This is a genomic window from Microbacterium oleivorans, assembly GCF_001644225.1.
Taxonomy (GTDB): domain Bacteria; phylum Actinomycetota; class Actinomycetes; order Actinomycetales; family Microbacteriaceae; genus Microbacterium; species Microbacterium gawkjiense.
The window spans coordinates 1,246,547-1,261,960 of record NZ_LSTV01000001.1 but is presented as its reverse complement, the minus strand read 5'-3'; the positions used below and the strand labels follow the sequence as shown (position 1 = coordinate 1,261,960).

Genomic DNA, 15,414 nt, shown 5'->3' with positions numbered 1-15,414 from the left:
GTGCTCAGGGGCAGTGCATGAGGGGGCGTTCCCCCGAGCGGTCGAACGTGTGCGCCGACATCGGCTGACCGCACAGGGGGCACGCGCGCTCGGTTCGGACCGGTTCCGGTTCGGTCTCGTAGGGACCGACCGAAGCCGGGCCCGCGTAGCGGATGAGGCGGCTGTTCCACCAGCGGTAGAACCCGCCCGCCGCACGGATCCGTTCCCAGAGCGGGGGCCGTTGCTCGCGTTCGTCGTCCATATTGATTAGTGTACTAACTATTAGTGAGAAGGGGATCGGGATGGACGAGGACGCTCTGAAGCTGGAGAGTCAGCTGTGCTTCGCCATCGTCACGGCCGCCCGGAACGTCGTCTCGATCTACCGGCCGGTCCTCGAACCCCTCGGTCTGACGCACCCGCAGTACCTCGTGATGCTCGCCCTGTGGGAGCGGGCGCCGCAGTCCCTCTCCGAGCTGGCGACCGCCCTCGCGGTCGAGTCCGCCAGCCTGTCCCCGACCATCAAGCGTCTCGAGACGCAGGGCCGCGTCGTCCGGCGCCGGCGCGCGGCGGACGAACGCGTCCTCGACATCGCGTTGACCGACGAGGGAGCGGCCCTGCGAGAGCGGGCGCTGGACGTGCCGAGGCAGATCATGGAGCGGGTCGGACTCGGCGTCGCCGACGTCGAGCGGTTGAGGGACGGCCTGCAACCCTTCGCTGGACGCCGGCCGACCACCGAGGACTGATCGCCGGGAGCGAAGCACGGAGCCCGTGTCGGTGGCCCAACCTAGGATTGACCGGTGCCCATCGTCCCCGTTCCCCACGCCTCCAAACTCAGTGTCCGCGGCGCGCGCGTCCACAACCTGAAGAACGTCGACCTCGAGATCCCGCGGGACTCGCTCGTCGTGTTCACCGGCCTGTCCGGGTCGGGGAAGTCGAGCCTCGCGTTCGACACGATCTTCGCCGAGGGTCAGCGCCGGTACATCGAGTCGCTCAGCTCGTACGCACGACAGTTCCTCGGACAGGTCGACCGTCCCGACGTCGACTTCATCGAGGGTCTCAGCCCTGCGGTGTCGATCGATCAGAAGTCGACGAACCGCAACCCGCGCTCGACGGTGGGCACCATCACCGAGATCAACGACTACATGCGTCTGCTGTGGGCGCGCGTCGGCATCCCGCACTGCCCCGAATGCGGCGAGCGCATCCAGCGGCAGACGGTGCAGCAGATCGCTGACCAGCTCATGGAGCTCCCCGAGCGCACGCGGTACCAGATCGTCGCCCCCGTCGTGTCGCAGAAGAAGGGGGAGTTCGTCGACCTCTTCAAGGAGCTGTCGGCGAAGGGCTACGCCCGTGCGATCGTCGACGGCGAGACGGTGCAGCTCGCCGAGGCGCCGACCCTCAAGAAGAGCTACAAGCACGACATCGCCGTGGTCGTCGACCGTCTGGTGGCGAGCCCCGACATCCTCAGCCGCGTCACCGACTCGGTCGAGACGGCCCTCGGTCTCGCAGGTGGCATCCTGCAGGTCAACTTCGTCGACGAAGAGGGCGACGACGCCTGGCAGAGCTACAGCGAGAAGCTGGCCTGTCCCAACGGGCACGCGCTGACCCTGACCGAGATCGAGCCTCGGACGTTCTCCTTCAACGCGCCGTTCGGCGCCTGCCCGGCCTGCTCGGGTCTGGGCACGCGCATGTCGGTCGACACCGAGCTGCTGCTGGGCGACGAGGAGCTCTCCATCGCAGAGGGTGTCATCGTCCCCTGGACGACGCAGGGCAAGGGACTGTTCCAGTACTACGAGCGGCTGCTCGTGGGACTCGCGGACGACCTCGGGTTCTCGCTCGACACGCCCTGGAAGGACCTTCCGGCCGACGTGCAGGACGCCGTGCTGAGCGGCGAGAACTACAAGGTCACCGTCAAGTGGAAGAACCGCTACGGCCGCGAGATGCGGTACGCGTCGGGCTTCGAGGGCGTCATCCCGTACATCGAGCGCCAGTTCACGCAGGCCGAGACCGACACGCAGCGTCAGCGCTGGGCCGAGTTCCTCCGCGAGGTGCCCTGCCCCGTCTGCAACGGCGACCGCCTGAAGCCCGAGGTGCTGTCGGTCCTCGTCCACGGGCACTCGATCGCGGATGCCTCGCGGCTCAGCCTCGGCGAGGCGCAGCAGTTCTTCGCGCAGCTCTCGCTGACCGACCGTGAGGCGACCATCGCGGCCGCGGTCCTGCGCGAGATCCGGGCCCGCCTCGACTTCCTCATCCAGGTCGGCCTCAACTACCTCAGTCTCAGCCGTGCGGCGGGCTCGCTCTCGGGCGGCGAGGCGCAGCGCATCCGTCTCGCGACGCAGATCGGCTCGGGGCTCACGGGCGTGCTGTACGTCCTCGACGAGCCCTCCATCGGACTCCACCAGCGCGACAACCGCCGGCTCATCGAGACCCTCGTGCGTCTGAAGAGCCTCGGCAACACGCTGGTCGTCGTCGAGCACGACGAGGAGACCATCCACGCCGCCGACTGGATCGTCGACATCGGTCCGCGCGCCGGCGTCGAGGGAGGCAACGTCGTCCACTCGGGACCGGTCGAGCAGCTCCTGACGGACCAGAAGTCCATCACCGGCGCCTACCTCAGCGGACGACGCGCCATCCGGACGCCGAAGAAGCGTCGGAAGATCGACAAGGGGCGCCAGTTGCGCGTCGTCGGGGCGCGGGAGAACAACCTCCAGAACGTCACCGTCGACTTCCCCCTCGGCGTGCTCACCGCCGTCACCGGCGTGAGCGGTTCCGGTAAGTCGTCGCTCGTGAACGGCATCCTCTACGAAGTCCTCGCGACCAAGCTCAACGGTGCGCGCCGCGTCGCCGGCAAGCACACCCGGGTCACCGGACTCGAGCACCTCGACAAAGTCGTCCACGTCGATCAGGCCCCCATCGGTCGCACGCCCCGGTCGAACCCGGCCACCTACACGGGGGTCTTCGACCGCATCCGCTCCCTGTTCGCCGAGACGACCGAGGCGAAGGCGCGCGGCTACCAGCCGGGTCGCTTCAGCTTCAACGTCAAGGGCGGTCGGTGCGAGGCGTGCTCGGGCGACGGCACGATCAAGATCGAGATGAACTTCCTGCCCGACGTGTACGTCGACTGCGAGGTCTGCCACGGCCAGCGCTACAACCGCGACACCCTCGCGGTGCACTACAAGGGCAAGAACATCGCCGAGGTTCTCGACATGCCGATCTCGGAGGCGGCCGACTTCTTCGAGCCGATCCAGGCAATCCACCGGTACCTGAAGACCCTCGTCGACGTGGGGCTCGGCTACGTGCGGCTGGGGCAGTCGGCCACGACGCTCTCCGGCGGCGAGGCGCAGCGCGTGAAGCTCGCCACCGAACTCCAGCGTCGCTCCAACGGGCGCACCATCTACGTGCTCGACGAGCCGACGACGGGTCTGCACTTCGAAGACGTGCAGCGCCTGCTCGAGGTCCTGAACAGCCTCGTCGACAAGGGCAACTCGGTGCTCGTCATCGAGCACAACCTCGACGTGATCAAGTCCGCCGACTGGGTCATCGACCTCGGCCCCGAGGGGGGCTCGGGCGGCGGCACGATCGTGGCGACGGGGACCCCGGAGCAGGTCGCGACGGTGCACGAAAGCCACACTGGGCAGTTCCTCGCCGAGATCCTGGAAGTGGCTCCCGCGCGCAAGGCGGGCTGACGTGGCATCCGCTCTGCCGTACAAGCCGAAGCCGGGGGAGATCCCCACCGACCCCGGCGTCTACCGGTTTCTCGATGCCGACGGTCGGATCCTCTACGTCGGCAAGGCCAAGAACCTCCGCGCCCGGTTGTCCAACTACTTCGCGCCGCTCCACACGCTCCACGAGCGCACACGGCGCATGGTGACGACGGCCGCGAAGGTCGAGTGGACCGTCGTGAAGACCGACATCGACTCGCTCCAGCTCGAGTACACCTGGATTCAGGAGTACTCGCCGCCGTTCAACGTCCGGTACAAGGACGACAAGTCCTATCCGTACATGGCCGTGACCCTCGCCGACGAGGCGCCGCGGGTCATCGTCACGCGCAATCGCCGCATCCGGGGGGCCAAGTACTTCGGCCCGTACCCGAAGGTGTGGGCGGTCCACGACACGATCGATCAGCTCATCAAGGTGTTCCCGATCCGCACCTGCAGCGACTCGTCGTACAAGAAGGCGATGGCCTCGGGGCGGCCGTGCTTCCCCGGGCAGATCGGCCGGTGCGGCGGTCCCTGCTCGATGAAGGTCACGATCGAGGAGCACCGCGCCATCGTCGACGACTTCGTCTCGTTCATGTCCGGGAGCGACAAGCGGTTCACGAAGCGGCTCGAAGCGCGGATGCGCGAAGCGGCGGCCGCGATGGACTACGAGGCCGCGGCGTCGTACCGCGACAAGCTGCAGGCGCTCGACGCCGTCCTCAACCGCAGCGCGCTCGTGCTGAGCGAGGACACGGACGCCGACCTGTTCGGTGTGGCCGAGGACGAGCTGTCCGCGGCCGTCCAGCACTTCGTCGTCCGTGGCGGACGTGTGCGCGGCGTCCGCGCGACGACGATCGACAAGGAGCTCGACATCTCCGGGCCCGACCTCGTGGATCAGATCCTGCAGCGCGCCTACGGGGCCGCCTCTGCCGAGGACATCCCGCGCCAGGTCCTCGTGCCGACGCTTCCCGACGACTCGGCCGAGCTCGAGCAGTGGCTGCAGTCGCGGCGCGGCAAGAAGGTGACGGTGCAGATCGCGCAGCGCGGTCAGAAGGCCGACCTCATGCGGACGGCGACGCTCAACGCCCAGCAGGCGCTCATGCTCCACAAGACGCGGCGGACGAGCGACTACACGGCTCGCACCAAGGCGCTGACGGATCTGCAGGAGGCGCTCGGGATGACCGAGGCCCCGCTGCGCATCGAGTGCTTCGACATCTCGCACCTCGGCGGCACGGGGGTCGTCGGGTCGATGGTGGTGTTCGAGGACGGACTGCCGCGCAAGGACCAGTACCGGTCATTCTCCGTCGCCGAGACCACCGACGACACCGACTCGATGTATCAGGTGCTCACCCGACGGCTCGCGCACATCGACCGCGACGAGGCCGAGCAGGAGAGGATCGACCCGATGGCGGACGGTGAGGTGGATGCCACGCGCAAGCGCCCGCGCTTCGCCTATCGGCCTCAGCTGCTGCTCGTCGACGGCGGCCAGCCGCAGGTGCAGGCCGCGGCGCGCGCCCTGCGCGACGCCGGCCACGAGGAGATCGCCCTGTGCGGCATCGCGAAGCGTCTCGAGGAGGTGTGGCTGCCCGACGACGACTTCCCGGTGATCCTGCCGCGCTCCTCCGAGGCGCTCTACCTGCTGCAGCGGCTCCGCGACGAAGCGCACCGCTTCGCGATCACCCACCAGCGCAAGAAGCGCGGCCGGGACATCACGACGGTGCTGGCGGAGGTGCCCGGTCTCGGCGCGACGCGGATCAAGGCGCTCCTACGGCACTTCGGATCGGTGAGCCGCCTGAAGCAGGCGACACCCGAGGAGATCCAGGAGCTGCCCGGGATCGGCCCGCGGCTCGCGGCCACGATCCACGCGCACCTGGCGGCCGGGTCGGATGCCGTGCCCTCGGGTGGTTAGGCTGGGATGACACGCGTGGAAGGCGGGGTACGGATGGACGGCCAGACGGCGGGCGAGGTCCTGATCGTCACGGGCATGTCCGGAGCCGGGCGCACGACCGCGGCGAACGCCCTCGAGGACCTCGACTGGTACGTCGTCGACAACCTGCCGCCCCAGATGCTGTCGCATCTGCTGGATCTCACGGCACTCGCAGCCGATGCGCTTCCGCGTGTCGCCGCGGTGGTCGACGTCCGCGGGCGTCAGCTCTTCGGCGAGCTGCCGTCCGTGACCCATTCGCTCCGCGACGGCCGTCAGTTGCGGGTGCTGTTCCTCGACGCTTCCGACGAGGTGCTCGTCCGCCGGTTCGAAGCCGTCCGTCGGCCCCACCCGCTGCAGGGGGAGGGGACGATCCTCGACGGCATCCGCCGTGAGCGCGAGCGCGTCGCCGCCATCCGTGAGGCCGCCGATGTCATCGTCGACACCAGCGCCCTCAACATCCATCAGCTGGCGAACCGCATCGTCGACCTGTTCAGCGCGAACGGCGACGCACGGCACACCGTCACTGTCATGAGCTTCGGCTTCAAATACGGGTTGCCGCCGGACGTCGACCTCGTCGCGGACATGCGCTTCCTCCCGAACCCGTACTGGGAGCCGTCGCTGCGCGCCCTCACGGGGGAGGACGAGGCGGTTCGCGAGTTCGTGCTCGGTCAGGAGGGCGCACGCGAGTTCATCGACGCCTATGCGGCGGCCCTCCACCCCGTGCTCCAGGGGTATCAGCGCGAGAACAAACGTCACTCCGTGATCGCGATCGGATGCACCGGGGGCAAGCATCGCTCCGTCGTGACGTCGTTCGAGCTTGCCGAGCGTCTGGGCGCCGAACCGGGCGTGGCCGTGCGAGTCACGCACCGGGACCTGGGTCGCGAATGACCGGTGCGCGAGTAAGCTGATCCTTTGTCCCCCTCGCCCCCACCGAAGGATCGCCGTGCCGCTGACTGCTGACGTGAAGACGGAACTCACCTCGGTGCGTGATCCGCGGCCGACGGCCCGCGTCGCAGAACTCACCACGATCCTGCGCTTCTCGGGCGGGCTCCACTCGATCGCCGGCCGGGTGGCCGTCGAGGCGGAGGTCGAGACCGACATCCTGGCCCGACGCGTGGCGCGCGATCTCGTCGAGATCTACGGCGTCCGGCCCGAACTCGCGCACGTGCAGTCCTCCGGCGGACGGACGGCGAACCTCGTCGCGGTGCGCGTCATCGAGGGCGGCGAGACTCTGGCCCGCCAGACGGGTCTGCTCGACAACCGTCGGCGACCGGTCCGCGGACTCCCGAACAAGCTGACCACCGGCGCACGCCCCGACCTCGCGGCCGTGTGGCGCGGCGCGTTCCTCGCGGCCGGCACCCTGTCCGACCCGGGCCGTTCGGCGGCGCTCGAGGTCGCCTGCCCCTCGGGCGAGGCGGCCATGGCCCTCGTCGGTGCGGCGCACCGGCTCGGCATCGCCGCCAAGGCGCGGGAGGTCCGCGGCGTGCCCCGCGTCGTCGTCCGCGACGGCGAGGCGATCCGCGCGACGCTCCTGATGATGGGAGCCCAGAAGACCGCCGCCGCGTGGGAGGAGATGCGTCAGCGCCGCGAGGTCCGCGCCGGCGTCAACCGTCTCGTGAACTTCGACGACGCCAACCTCCGCCGGTCCGCACAGGCGGCCGTCGCCGCCTGTGCACGGGTCGAGCGTGCGCTCGAGATCCTCGGTGACACCGTGCCCCCGCACCTCAAGCAGGCGGGGGACCTCCGACTCGCCCACCGCGACGCCAGCCTCGACGAACTCGGCCACCACGCCGATCCGCCGCTGACGAAGGATGCCGTGGCGGGCCGCATCCGCCGTCTCCTGGCGATGGCCGACAAGAAGGCCGCGCAGGACGGCATCCCCGACACCGAGTCCGCGGTCCCCGCCGGTCTCGAGGACTGACGGGATACATCCCCTCTTCGCGGGAAGCAACCGGGTGTCCGGCGGGTTGGCCCTCAATAGGATGAATCCGACCGGCCGCGCCGTGCGCGCGGCACCGACAGAAGGAAGAGGACATGGCGAAGTACACGCTGCCTGAGCTCCCGTACGACTACTCCGCGCTCGAGCCGAGCATCAGCGGCAAGATCATGGAGCTTCACCACTCGAAGCACCACCAGGCGTACGTCACCGGAGCGAACACCGCCCTCGAGCAGCTCGCAGAGGCGCGGGAGACCGGCAACCTCGCGAACGTCAACAAGCTCGAGAAGGACCTCGCGTTCAACCTCGGCGGACACGTCAACCACTCCATCTTCTGGACCAACCTGGCCCCCGCCTCGCAGGGCGGCGGCGGCGAGCCCGAGGGCGAGCTGCGCGCGGCGATCGACGAGTTCTTCGGCGGCTTCGACAAGTTCCAGGCGCACTTCACGGCCGCTGCCACCGGCATCCAGGGCTCCGGGTGGGCCGTCCTCAGCTGGGACCCGATCGGCCAGCAGCTGATCATCCAGCAGCTGTTCGACCAGCAGTCGAACACGGCGCAGGGGACCATCCCGATCTTCCAGCTCGACATGTGGGAGCACGCCTTCTACCTCGACTACCTCAACGTCAAGGCCGACTACGTGAAGGCGGCCTGGAACATCGCCAACTGGCAGAACGTCGCGCAGCGTCTCGACGCCGCCCGTGACAAGACGGCGGGCCTGCTCTAGTAGTAGGGTCGTTCACAGGTGAGGATGCCGGGCTCCTCCCGGCAACGGGGGCGAAGCCCGGGCATCCTCTCTCTTTTCCAGCACATCGCGAGTCGACCCCGTTCAAGGGGCGTACGCGACGAAAAACGGGAGACAACGTGTCTGTCAAGATCGGCATCAACGGCTTCGGCCGAATCGGACGCAACTTCCTCCGCGCGGCTCTCGCGCAGGGAGCTGACCTGGAGATCGTGGCGGTGAACGACCTCACCGACAACAAGAGCCTCGCTCACCTCCTGAAGTACGACTCCGTCGGCGGTCGCCTGGACGCCGAGGTCTCGTACACCGAGGACTCGATCACGGTCAACGGCAAGACCATCAAGGTCTTCGAAGAGCGCGACCCCGCCAACCTCCCCTGGGGCGAGCTGGGCGTCGACATCGTCATCGAGTCGACCGGCCGCTTCACCAAGGCTGCGGACGCCAAGAAGCACATCGACGGCGGTGCGAAGAAGGTCATCATCTCGGCACCGGGCACCGACGTCGACGGCACCTTCGTCATGGGTGTCAACGACGGCACCTACGACTCCGAGACGATGCACGTCATCTCGAACGCGTCCTGCACCACGAACTGCCTCGCCCCGATCGCCAAGGTCTTCAACGACAACTTCGGCATCGAGCGCGGCTTCATGATGACGGCCCACGCCTACACGGCCGACCAGAACCTGCAGGACGGCCCCCACGGCGACCTGCACCGTGCGCGCGCTGCGGCGATCAACATCGTCCCCGCCGCCACCGGCGCCGCCAAGGCCATCGGTCTCGTGCTGCCCGAGCTCAACGGCAAGCTGAGCGGCTCGTCGTACCGCGTTCCGGTCCCCACCGGCTCGATCGTCGACCTCACTGTCGTCACCCCGACCGAGGGCCTGACCGCCGAGGTCATCAACGCCGCCTTCGAGAAGGCCGCTGCCGAGGGCGAGCTCGTCGGGTACCTGAAGTACAACACCGACGCGATCGTCTCGAGCGACATCCAGCTCGACCCGCACTCCTCGGTCTTCGACGCCGGCCAGACCAACGTGTCGGGCAACCTCGTGAAGATCTCGTCCTGGTACGACAACGAGTGGGGCTACTCGAACCGCCTCGTCGACCTCACCGAGCTCGTCGCCAGCAAGCTCTGACGATGGCTCTGCGCACCCTCGATTCGCTGGGTTCGCTCGCAGGCAAGCGCGTCATCGTCCGTGTCGACTTCAACGTCCCCCTGAAGGACGGAGTCATCACGGACGATGGCCGCGTGCGTGCGGCTCTGCCGACGCTGTCGGCGCTGGTCGAGCAGGGAGCTCGCGTCATCGCGGTCTCCCATCTCGGCCGGCCCGACGGCGCCCCGGACGCGAAGTACAGCCTCGCCCCCGTCGCCACGCGGCTGTCGGAGCTCCTCGGCGCGGACGTCGCCTTCGCGACCGACACGGTCGGCGACTCCGCTCGCGACACCGTGGCGGGCCTCGCGGACGGGCAGGTCGCCGTCCTCGAGAACCTCCGCTTCAACGCGGGGGAGACCGCGAAGGACGACGCGACCCGTCGCGCGTTCGCCGAGCAGCTCGCCTCGTTCGGCGACGCCCTCGTCTCGGACGGGTTCGGTGTCGTGCACCGCAAGCAGGCGTCGGTCTACGACCTCGCCGAGCTGCTGCCCTCCGCTGCGGGCCTCCTCATCGAGAAGGAGGTCGACGTCCTCGACCGCCTGACCGAGCGTCCGGAGCGTCCGTACGCGGTCGTCCTGGGCGGCTCCAAGGTCAGCGACAAGCTGGGCGTGATCGAGCACCTCCTGCCCCGCGTGGACAAGATCCTCGTGGGTGGCGGCATGCTGTTCACCTTCCTCGCGGCACAGGGGCACAAGGTCGGCAAGAGTCTCCTCGAGGTCGATCAGCTCGAGACGGTCCGCGGATACATGGAGACGGCGCGCGAGCGCGGGGTGGAGCTCGTGCTCCCCGTCGACGCCGTGATGGCCGCCGGTTTCGCCGCCGACGCCGATCACGTCGTGGCATCCGCCGACGCCCTGGAGGACACCCCCTTCGGTGCGGACAGCATGGGCCTCGACATCGGACCGAAGACGGCGGAGCTGTTCGCCGACGCGATCCGCGGCGCGAAGACCGTGTTCTGGAACGGCCCGATGGGCGTGTTCGAGATGGCGGCGTTCGCCGAGGGGACCAAGACGGTCGCCCAGGCGCTGACCGAGGTCGACGGCCTGTCGGTCGTCGGCGGCGGCGACTCCGCGGCCGCCGTCCGTCAGCTCGGGTTCGACGACGACCAGTTCGGCCACATCTCCACCGGTGGTGGGGCCAGCCTCGAATTCCTCGAGGGCAAGAAGCTGCCCGGATTGGAGATCCTCGGATGGGAAGCGTGACCCGCAAGCCCCTCATCGCCGGCAACTGGAAGATGAACCTCGACCACCTGCAGGCGGTCGCGTTCGTCCAGAAGCTGCACTGGACGCTGAAGGATGCCGCGCACGAGACCGACTCGGTCGAGGTCGCGGTGTTCCCGCCGTTCACCGACATCCGCACGGTGCAGACGCTCATCGACGCCGACAAGATCCCGTTCGCCCTCGGTGCGCAGGACGTGTCGACGAAGGACTCGGGCGCCTACACGGGTGAGGTCTCGGGAGCGTTCCTGAAGAAGCTCGACGTCGACTTCGTGATCATCGGTCACTCCGAGCGACGCGAGTACCACGGCGAGACCGACGAGGTCGTCGCCGCGAAGGTGCAGGCCGCGCTGCGTCACGGGCTCGTGCCGGTGATCTGCGTGGGCGAGACGCTCGAGCAGCGCGAGGAGTCCGGCCCGACCGCCGTGTCGGTCGCTCAGCTCCGCGCCGCGCTCGAGGGTGTGCCCTCGGACGCGGACGTCGTGGTCGCCTACGAGCCGGTCTGGGCCATCGGGACCGGACAGGTCGCGTCGCCCGAGCAGGCGCAGGAAGTGTGCGCCGCGCTGCGTACGGTGCTCTCCGAGAGCCTCGGGGATGCCGCGGCCGAGCGCACCCGCATCCTCTACGGCGGATCGGTGAAGTCCGGCAACATCGCGAGCTTCATGCGCGAACCCGATGTCGACGGCGCCCTCGTCGGAGGAGCGAGCCTCCTCGCCGACGAGTTCGCCGCCATCATCCGCTACCAGAAGCACGTCGGCGTGTGATCCTGAGCGGTGCGGCGCCTCGCGGCGTCGCACCGCTCAGCCGGTATACTCGTGCGAGCGCTGAGCGACTCGGCGACCCGAAAGGCTTTCAACGACTGTGGACATCCTCCAGCTTGTGCTGCAGGTGCTGCTGGGACTCACCAGCCTCCTGCTCACTCTCCTGATCCTCCTGCACAAGGGGCGCGGCGGCGGCCTCTCCGACATGTTCGGCGGCGGCATGAGTTCGGCGATGGGGTCCTCGGGCCTCGCCGAGCGCAACCTCAACCGCTTCACGGTCGTGCTCGCACTCGTCTGGTTCGTCGCGATCGTCGCGCTGGGCCTCATCACGAAGTTCCAGAGCATCTGATGGCGACCGGGGGCAACGCGATCCGGGGCACCCGCGTCGGTGCCGGACCGATGGGGGAGCAGGACCACGGTCACCATGCCGACCGTGTGGCCGTCTCGTACTGGGACGCACTCGGTAACGAGACGGTGCGCTACTTCGCGGCCGGCATCTCGGAGGAGGAGATCCCCGAGACGATCGACTCGCCGCACTCGGGCCTCCCGGCCGGTCGCGACAAGGCGAACCCGCCCGCGCTCGCCAAGACCGAGCCCTACAAGACGCACCTCGCATACGTGAAGGAGCGTCGCACGGACGAGGAGGCGGAGTCGATCCTGGACGACGCCCTCAAGCAGCTTCGGGAGCGCCGCGGTCAGGACTGATCGCCGCCTTCCACACCGATACGACCCCGGGTTCGCTCAGAACTCGGGGTCGATCAGTTCTTCGGGCACGCCCTGCGCGGCGGCCTCGTCGACGAAGAACACCGTCTGCTTGCGCCCCTTCGCCCCGGCGGCGGGAACGGAGTGGTAGCTCGCGCCGGCGAGCGCCAAGCCCAGCGCAGACGCTTTGTCGGTGCCGGGGAGGACCAACCACACGCGCCGGGACGAGTTGATCACCGGGCGGGTCAGGGTGATCCGCTCGGACGGCGGCACGGGGGAGTGTCGCACCGGGAGGACGGCGTGCTCGGTGTCGGAGATCTCGCTGCGATCCGGGAAGAGGGATGCGATGTGTCCGTCGGGTCCGACGCCCAGGAACGCCAGGGTGAACCGTGGCCAGGGCTGGTCCTCGGCGGCGAACGAGGCCAGCTCCGCCGCGTAGTCGGCGGCCGCTTCGTCATGGCTGCGACCGCCGTCGGAGGCGGCGATCGGGTGGATGTTCGCCGCCGGGACGTCGATGTGGTCGAGGAACGCGGCGCGTGCCGCCGTCTCGTTCCGCTCCGGATCGCCCGCCGGGACGAAACGCTCGTCCCCCCACCAGAAGTGGACGTTCGACCAGTCCACCTCCCGCCGGCGATCGCTCTCGCCCGCCGCGTGCAGCACGGCCGTGCCGGCGGTGCCCCCGGTCAGCAGGATGTGCGTCGTCTTGCCCTCGGCGGCTCGGGCGGAGACCCGCTGGAAGAAGCGCTTCGCGACCCCTCGGGCCAACGTCTGCGCGTCAGGACGGACGACGACGCGCTTCTCCGCGCGGAACTCCGACATGCGACTCCTACCTCGTGGGAGGGTCGAGGAGCTCCCACCCTTCGGTGATGACTCGACCATACAAGAGGTCGGGATCGAGACGGCGCAGCTCCTCCGCGAGGCACTCGCGCAGGGATCGCCGCGGCAGCACGATGTCGTGCGTCGGCTGGCCGGGCTGAGTGAGGGTCGCGTCCGTGGCGCTCGAGCGTTCGAGGACGATGTCACCGGAGCCCCGCGAGAGGGTGACCGAGCGGATGCCGTGGGCCCACTCGTGCTCGTCCGTGTAGTGCCATTCGACCGGCACATCGAGCTTCATCCGCAGCCACGCGGCCAGCAGCCCGGTGGAGGGCGAGCTGCCCGCACCGACGACCGTCACGGCCGTGACGGGCTCGTACGGCGGCTGGTCGAGGACGGCGGCGAGCTGCTCGCGCCAGTGGGTGAGCCGCGTCCACGCCAGATCCGTGTCACCGGGCGCGTAGACGGAGCCGAGCTGCGCGAGCCGGTCCTTGGCGAACGGCTTCGTCGAGGCATCCGTGATCCGCCGCTGCGCCATGCGACCGATCGCGGAGTGCGCGGGGTCGGTGGGCGGATCGTCGGGCCACCAGGCCACGACGGGAGCGTCGGGGAGGAGGAGGCCGTTGACGAGGCTCTCCTGGTTGCCGGCCGCCGCACCCCGGGCGCGGAGGACGACCACCTCGCTCGCACCGGCGTCGCCGCCGACGCGGATCTGCGCGTCGAGCCCGGTTGGGGCGTCGGGCTGGACGACCAGGACGATGACGCGCATCGGGTGCTCGCGCGAGGCGGCGTTCGCGGCGTCGATGGCCTCCTCGTCGAAGCCCCCCGTGGAGACGATGACGAGGGTCAGCACGCGCCCGAGGGCGACGGCGCCGCCCTCCTCGCGCACGCTCACGAGCTTCTTCGCGATCGTGGACACCGTGGTGTCGGGCAGGTCGACGATCATGGGCGCCTCCAGACGCGGCCGTCGCGGGCCAGGAGCTCATCGGCGGACGGGGGACCCCAGGATCCGGGGGAGTACTGCTCGAGCGGCTCGTCCTGCTCCGCCCAGTACTGCTCGACGGGGTCGAGGATGCGCCAGGACAGCTCGACCTCCTCATGACGGGGGAACAGCGGCGGGTCGCCCAGGAGGACGTCGAGGATGAGGCGTTCGTAGGCCTCGGGGCTCGACTCGGTGAAGGCGTGGCCGTAGCCGAAGTCCATCGTGACGTCGCGCACCTCGTTGCCCGCGCCCGGGACCTTGGACCCGAAACGGAGGGTCACGCCCTCGTCGGGCTGGATGCGGATGACGAGGGCGTTCTGCCCGAGCTGCAGCGCCTGCGAGCGCAGGAACAGCAGCGGCGGGGTGTGCTTGAAGACGACCGCGATCTCGGTGACACGGCGACCGAGGCGCTTACCCGTGCGCAGGTAGAACGGCACACCGTTCCAGCGTCGGGTGGCGATCTCGAGCTTGATGGCGGCGTAGGTCTCGGTCCGCGACTGCGGGTCCATGCCGTCCTCGTCGAGGAAGCCGGTGACCTCTTCGCCGCCCTGCCAGCCGCCCGCGTACTGCCCGCGCGCGGTGGCGGTGGACAGGTCGTCGGGGAGCTTGACCGCGGCGAGGACCTTCTCCTTCTCGGCGCGGAGGTGCTCCGCGTCGAGCGAGATGGGCTCCTCCATCGCGGTCAGCGCGAGCAGCTGCAGGAGGTGGTTCTGGATGACGTCGCGCGCCGCGCCGATGCCGTCGTAGTATCCCGCGCGACCGCCGACGCCGATGTCCTCGGCCATCGTGATCTGCACGTGGTCGACGTAGTTCGCGTTCCAGAGCGGCTCGTAGAGCTCGTTCGCGAAGCGCAGCGCCAGGATGTTCTGGACCGTCTCCTTGCCGAGGTAGTGGTCGATCCGGAAGATGGCGTCGGCCGGGAAGGCGACCTCGAGGGCTTCGTTCAGCTCGCGGGCGGTCTGCAGATCGCTGCCGAACGGCTTCTCGATGACGACGCGTCGCCAGGTGTCCCCGTCCGCCGTCTCGTCGACGAGGCCGGAGTCGCGCAGCTGGCGTGCGACGACCGGGAAGTCCTTCGGCGGGATCGAGAGGTAGTACGCGTGGTTTCCCATGGTGCCGCGCTCGGTGTCGAGACGCTCCACGGTCTCGCGGAGCCGGGCGAAGGATGCCGCGTCGTCGAACTCGCCCTGCACGAAGCGGATGCCCTGAAGCAGCTGGTTCCACGTCTCCTCGCGGAAGGGCGTGCGCGCGTGCTGCCGCACCGCGTCGTAGACGACCTTCGCGAAGTCCTGGTCCTCCCAGTCGCGTCGGGCGAAACCGACCAGCGCGAACCCGGGGGGGAGCAGCCCCCGGTTCGCGAGGTCGTACACCGCCGGCATGAGCTTCTTGCGCGACAGGTCGCCCGTCACGCCGAAGATCACGAGCGCGCTGGGTCCCGCGATGCGGTTGAGGCGCCGATCATCCGGATCGCGGAGGGGGTTGTTCCCCCGCGAGATCTCCGCAGCCATCGG

15 protein-coding genes are annotated in these 15,414 nt (G+C 69.1%); 11 read left to right on the top strand and 4 right to left on the bottom strand.

Features of this window, described 5'->3' with window-relative positions; translation table 11 throughout:
• Window positions 1-4: 4 nt before the first annotated feature.
• Window positions 5-241 (bottom strand): hypothetical protein, encoded by a 237-nt coding sequence (locus tag AYL44_RS06095; RefSeq protein ID WP_064002303.1) that lies wholly within the window; start codon window positions 239-241, stop codon window positions 5-7.
• A gap of 40 nt (window positions 242-281) precedes the next feature.
• Between AYL44_RS06095 and AYL44_RS06090 the strand changes: the two genes are divergently transcribed.
• The 11 genes from AYL44_RS06090 to AYL44_RS06040 all read left to right on the top strand — a co-directional run bounded on the left by AYL44_RS06090 (window position 282) and on the right by AYL44_RS06040 (window position 12,111).
• Window positions 282-722 carry a MarR family winged helix-turn-helix transcriptional regulator gene (locus AYL44_RS06090; protein WP_064002302.1) on the top strand — a complete coding sequence of 147 codons (441 nt, stop codon included), beginning with the start codon at window positions 282-284 and terminating at the stop codon, window positions 720-722.
• Window positions 723-776: 54 nt separating this feature from the next.
• Window positions 777-3,662: an excinuclease ABC subunit UvrA gene (gene uvrA / locus AYL44_RS06085; RefSeq protein ID WP_064002301.1), complete on the top strand. Its 2,886-nt coding sequence runs from the start codon at window positions 777-779 to the stop codon at window positions 3,660-3,662.
• A gap of 1 nt (window position 3,663) precedes the next feature.
• A complete protein-coding gene (gene uvrC / locus AYL44_RS06080) occupies window positions 3,664-5,583 on the top strand; it encodes an excinuclease ABC subunit UvrC (RefSeq protein ID WP_064002300.1) in 1,920 nt (639 codons plus the stop codon).
• A gap of 33 nt (window positions 5,584-5,616) precedes the next feature.
• Window positions 5,617-6,489, top strand: coding sequence for an RNase adapter RapZ (rapZ, locus tag AYL44_RS06075; RefSeq protein WP_064002299.1), 873 nt, complete (start codon window positions 5,617-5,619; stop codon window positions 6,487-6,489).
• Window positions 6,490-6,544: 55 nt separating this feature from the next.
• Window positions 6,545-7,522: a DNA-binding protein WhiA gene (gene whiA / locus AYL44_RS06070; RefSeq protein WP_064002298.1), complete on the top strand. Its 978-nt coding sequence runs from the start codon at window positions 6,545-6,547 to the stop codon at window positions 7,520-7,522.
• A gap of 113 nt (window positions 7,523-7,635) precedes the next feature.
• Window positions 7,636-8,262, top strand: a complete 627-nt coding sequence (locus AYL44_RS06065; RefSeq protein ID WP_064002297.1) for a superoxide dismutase — start codon at window positions 7,636-7,638, stop codon at window positions 8,260-8,262.
• 137 nt (window positions 8,263-8,399) lie between these two features.
• The gene (gap, locus tag AYL44_RS06060) at window positions 8,400-9,410 is read left to right on the top strand and encodes a type I glyceraldehyde-3-phosphate dehydrogenase (RefSeq protein ID WP_064002296.1); all 1,011 of its coding nucleotides are present in this window, start codon (window positions 8,400-8,402) and stop codon (window positions 9,408-9,410) included.
• Window positions 9,411-9,412: 2 nt separating this feature from the next.
• On the top strand, window positions 9,413-10,630 hold the full coding sequence (locus tag AYL44_RS06055) for a phosphoglycerate kinase (RefSeq protein WP_064002295.1): 1,218 nt from the start codon (window positions 9,413-9,415) through the stop codon (window positions 10,628-10,630).
• Window positions 10,618-11,409, top strand: a complete 792-nt coding sequence (gene tpiA / locus AYL44_RS06050; RefSeq protein ID WP_064002294.1) for a triose-phosphate isomerase — start codon at window positions 10,618-10,620, stop codon at window positions 11,407-11,409. Before AYL44_RS06055 ends, tpiA begins: the two co-directional genes overlap by 13 nt.
• Window positions 11,410-11,506: 97 nt before the next feature.
• Window positions 11,507-11,755, top strand: a complete 249-nt coding sequence (secG, locus tag AYL44_RS06045) for a preprotein translocase subunit SecG (RefSeq protein ID WP_064002293.1) — start codon at window positions 11,507-11,509, stop codon at window positions 11,753-11,755.
• Window positions 11,755-12,111, top strand: a complete 357-nt coding sequence (locus AYL44_RS06040; protein ID WP_064002292.1) for an RNA polymerase-binding protein RbpA — start codon at window positions 11,755-11,757, stop codon at window positions 12,109-12,111. The genes secG and AYL44_RS06040 overlap by 1 nt, the downstream gene beginning before the upstream one ends.
• 36 nt (window positions 12,112-12,147) lie before the next feature.
• On the opposite strand, the gene pgl is transcribed toward AYL44_RS06040, so the two are convergent.
• The 3 genes from pgl to zwf are packed head-to-tail and all read right to left on the bottom strand — an operon-like array spanning window position 12,148 to window position 15,411.
• On the bottom strand, window positions 12,148-12,927 hold the full coding sequence (pgl, locus tag AYL44_RS06035) for a 6-phosphogluconolactonase (protein WP_064002291.1): 780 nt from the start codon (window positions 12,925-12,927) through the stop codon (window positions 12,148-12,150).
• 7 nt (window positions 12,928-12,934) lie between these two features.
• Window positions 12,935-13,867, bottom strand: a complete 933-nt coding sequence (locus tag AYL44_RS06030) for a glucose-6-phosphate dehydrogenase assembly protein OpcA (protein ID WP_064002290.1) — start codon at window positions 13,865-13,867, stop codon at window positions 12,935-12,937.
• Window positions 13,864-15,411, bottom strand: coding sequence for a glucose-6-phosphate dehydrogenase (gene zwf / locus AYL44_RS06025; protein ID WP_064002289.1), 1,548 nt, complete (start codon window positions 15,409-15,411; stop codon window positions 13,864-13,866). Before zwf ends, AYL44_RS06030 begins: the two co-directional genes overlap by 4 nt.
• Between the last annotated feature and the right edge of the window lie 3 nt (window positions 15,412-15,414).